This window comes from Bifidobacterium sp. UBA744, assembly GCA_002298605.1.
Lineage (GTDB): Bacteria > Actinomycetota > Actinomycetes > Actinomycetales > Bifidobacteriaceae > Bifidobacterium.
The window spans coordinates 55146-59005 of the sequence record DBKS01000063.1; the positions used below are offsets into that span (position 1 = coordinate 55146).

Consider the following 3860-nt stretch of genomic DNA (forward strand, 5'->3'; position numbering starts at 1 on the left):
GAATCGTCAATGGCCTTGCTGGCCGTGGATTGCATGGCCAGCGTGATAATGATCGCCAGCACGGACAGCACCACGCCAATGACGGAGACCGCCTTGCCCTTCTTCTTGCCTCGCGCAGCGCCAACGAGCCCTATAAGGGCGAGCACCGCTCCGATCACGCCAAGTATGGCGGCAAGATTATTGATGATGGGGATAAAGCTCAGCACCACCGCCAACACCGCGAACACCACGCCAATGATGCCGCATACCGTCATGCTCTGCGGTTTGCCCGTTGGATTCTGCTGCGGAACAGTCATGTCAACTCTCTCTTTCTCCGGTGGATCGATGATGCACGCCGTCTCATAAGACGCGCACCGCCATGTACTGTCATCGTAAAGAACGGGAAAATGGCAGGCCATTGGACGACAGGCCATATTTCAATGCCCGATAGGGCAAATCATCCAGGCGACTCATGTTCAACCGTCCAATAGCGAGACGCGACGCAACGCAATACAGTGGAAGCATGAGATCACAGAGCCATGGCTACCGCAGCGCATCAGACGCCGACAACGGCGTCAAAACCTCGCTGCGCCCGAGGCCCTGGCCGTCCATGGCCTCGCCGGATGCAGACGAAGTGCCGGTTCGCACCAAACCCTGGTGCACAGTCGTCATGATCGCGATGGCGGGCCTGTTCTCACTGATACAAACCTCATTCACGGCCCAACGCTACATGCAGAATCCCGATAGCGGCATGTTCATTTGGATGATCATCAGCACGTTCCTCGCGTTCATGCTCCCCATGATCCTTCTCAGCCGCAATTCCTGGCCGGAGCCGGTATTCTGGATCGCCTGCGCCATTGTCATCATATTTCCCTACAGCCCGATGCTGGCCCTCGAGGCCTTCGCGGCTTTGATCGCGAGGCGCTCGTCCCGGCGCAGAACCATTCAAGCTTCGGCCGCGGCGCTGACCGTGGCCATGCTGTCGGAGATCCGCGACGCCATCCAGCCCAGCGACGCGTCGTTTTGGCATGCCGTGTTCGCCAAACCGAATACCGGCCAGAACGGCGTTCCCATAGAACTGCTAACCGACGAGCCCGTTATCGTCATCACGGCGGGAATCGTCGCGATCATCGAAACCGCCGTCGCATTGCTCATCGGATTGCATATACGATCGCGAGCCAGGCTGCACGAAGCCGACGCACGGGCGGCAGTGGCGCAGCATCATGCGGAGCATCTTCAAACGGACTTGGCCAGCCAGCAGCTCGCCGACGCCATTGCCGCAGAGGCGCACGACACATTGGCGCATTCGCTCTCGCTGATCGCGCTAAACGCCAGCGCGCTGCAAGCCGAGGCCTCCAAACTCGCCGGGAGCGCCGAGGCGCAGATCATCGCCGAGAAAGCGGAAACCATACGCCGCCAATCCGCGGGAGCTCTCGATGAGGCGCACGCCATTATCGACATGCTACGACATCCCGATCAAGCGTGGGAGCAACTGACGGCCAATGAAGAGACCTCGCTGACCAGGGAGTCATTGGATTCGCTCATTGCCGACAATCGTGGCGGCGGGCTGCAGCTCAACACCTGGATCGACATCCGACAGCTTAGCGAACTTGACGACGACATTGGCAAAATCGCCTTTCGCGCCATTCAGGAGAGTTTGACCAACGCACGTCGCCATGCCCCCGCCATGCCCGTCTCCCTGGAAGTCATGGCAACCCCTTCGGAGGGAATTCACATCCACATCAGCAACCCAGTGTCAACGATTGCAAGTCCACAGCCATCAGACGCATCGCAGGCGCACAAGCCACCACAGGCGGAACATCCGCAAGACAACAAGGCACGAGGGAGAAAGCCGCAAGGCGTAGGACTGCAAGGCCTCGCCGCACGGGTAAAGACAGCGAACGGGCAGTGCCGATACGGCCTCGATGACCGGCACATCTTCCACGTCGATGTCATGTTGCCCTGGCGCAATTAAGATGGCAACCGTGAATGAACAGCAGCGCACCATCACCGTCAGCGTCGTTGATGACGATCCCATGATCTGCCAGGCAATAAGCCTTATCCTCAACGACTATTCACAGGGACGAATCACCGTAATCTCCACCTCGCTCAACGGCGATGACTGCATCACCAAAGCACGGGACGAGCATCCTGACGTGATACTGATGGACATAGCCATGCCGGGACTCGACGGCATCGAGGCGACTCGCCTGCTCAAACTCCTGTCCCCCTCGCCTCATGTGCTGATGCTCACATCGTTAAGTCCGTCCGGCACCGTCGAACGCGCGGCGGAAGCCGGAGCGGAAGGATTCGTATCGAAAACCGACGCCCCGGAGGACATCATCCAGCGAGTCCTCGGCGTCTGCGACGGAAATCCGCAATTCAATCCGGCCAGCCAGAAGCAGCTCATCGACGACTTGCACGCCACGCAACCCCAATCACGCCGGGAAGAGGCACGTCAGCTGCTCAACGGACTTCCCGAGCGCGAACGCGAAGCCGTCATATTGGCCGCCGAAGGATTCACGAACGCCGAAATAGCCGCGCGCATGTTCATATCGGAAAGAACCGCCAAAGCGCATCTTTCATCAGCTTCGGACAAACTCAACATGGGCCGCGTCCAAATGGCACGGCTCGTTGAACGCGCGGATCTTCCCCAACGCGAGTAATGTCACAATCGACTCAGCGAAACAGCCCGACGGCAACCTACGATGCCGTTAGAACTGGGACAACCCAACCTCATGATGCCGTCCGGTTTCCAACCATTGCGCCAAATCATCCGGTCCCGAGAACACCGTTTCGACGGACTGCGCAATCATGAGATTCACGTGAGCCCCCGGTGCTAACCCGTCAAGATACCCATAGACGGGAATACCATGCGCGTAGGCGTATCCGATCTCGAACATGGTTCCGGAATCCTCGTCCATCAGATTGGCAATCACCATATCAGCGTCGCAAATTCCCCGAATGTCATCCAAAAAACACCGCCGAGGGCCAACCTCGCCGATCTCAGACACGAAACGCGGCTTGAACAGCGTCTTCCCGTGCGACTCCAGTACCGCCTCCAGCCGCTCCATGTCGGCAACCTGCTTGTCATTGAAAAACGGTCCGGCCACATACACATTATGACGGCAATGCCCGGTGCCTGTGCCTGCGACGACGCCAACGGCATCGGACGCATGCCCGCCACCGTATCCATGGCTATGGCCATGATCAGACACGGCCACAGCTGGAACCATACGGGCCAGGGAGTCCGACGGATGCGACCAATCGGTGACGGCTTCGACGTTGTTGCCGTCCGGGTCAAGCACAAAAGCCGCATAATAACCGGGATGATATGCGCGCAATCCCGGCGTACCATTGCCCTTGCCACCGGCTGCAATGGCCGCATCATAGAACGCCCCGACGCTATCGCGGCCAGCCGCACGGAACGCGATATGCGTGGCATCCGAACGACGCCCGTCCTGTTCCGCTGGCGCAACATAGAAATCAGCCCGAGGCGTCCCGTCATCCACGCCGAAGCCGACAACGGCACCATGCCGCACCTTGCGCACATATCCCAGCGGAGATAGGGCCCGCTCGTAGAATGCGACCGACCGTTCACAGTCAAGCGCATGCAATGTCAGATGATCCAGCATGGTGCACATATCCTTCGACGTTCACATAACCGCCGCCGTTCGATCGTCCGCCCGCTCACCGTGCCGGACGACAACCACATACCAACGACACTCCAGAGAAGTACCACTCCGCGGAACAATGGAAGCACGGAGGAAACCCACCCGGCAAAAGAGGGAAAGGGGAGATGGTGAGGGCAAGGGGAGAGCCGAGATCACTCTCCGGTCTCCCTCACCGCCGCGAATGCACGATCCGCGATAGACGATCCG

At 59.2% G+C, this 3860-nt stretch carries 4 protein-coding genes and 2 pseudogenes; 2 read left to right on the forward strand and 4 right to left on the reverse strand.

Annotation, left to right across the window (positions count from 1 at the left end):
* Together B2994_RS07300 and B2994_RS07305 are read right to left on the reverse strand one after the other, a co-directional pair.
* A pseudogene (locus B2994_RS07300) lies at nucleotides 1–296 on the reverse strand (DUF5067 domain-containing protein); the annotation flags it as partial.
* 226 nt (nucleotides 297–522) lie between these two features.
* Nucleotides 523–651, reverse strand: a complete 129-nt coding sequence (locus B2994_RS07305) for a hypothetical protein (RefSeq protein ID WP_291527707.1) — start codon at nucleotides 649–651, stop codon at nucleotides 523–525.
* On the opposite strand from B2994_RS07305, the gene B2994_RS07310 reads away from it, so the two are divergent.
* Together B2994_RS07310 and B2994_RS07315 are read left to right on the forward strand one after the other, a co-directional pair.
* A complete protein-coding gene (locus tag B2994_RS07310) occupies nucleotides 650–1954 on the forward strand; it encodes a sensor histidine kinase (protein ID WP_291527708.1) in 1305 nt (434 codons plus the stop codon). The genes B2994_RS07305 and B2994_RS07310 overlap by 2 nt on opposite strands.
* Nucleotide 1955: 1 nt before the next feature.
* Nucleotides 1956–2645, forward strand: a complete 690-nt coding sequence (locus B2994_RS07315; RefSeq protein ID WP_414630667.1) for a response regulator — start codon at nucleotides 1956–1958, stop codon at nucleotides 2643–2645.
* 48 nt (nucleotides 2646–2693) lie between these two features.
* Here B2994_RS07315 and B2994_RS07320 read toward each other — a convergent pair whose 3' ends face one another.
* Entirely contained in the window at nucleotides 2694–3215 is a 522-nt protein-coding gene (locus tag B2994_RS07320) for a nucleoside 2-deoxyribosyltransferase (RefSeq protein ID WP_291527741.1), read from the reverse strand.
* Between the two features lie 12 nt (nucleotides 3216–3227).
* Nucleotides 3228–3614, reverse strand: a pseudogene (locus tag B2994_RS07325) (VOC family protein); the annotation flags it as partial.
* Nucleotides 3615–3860: the final 246 nt, after the last annotated feature.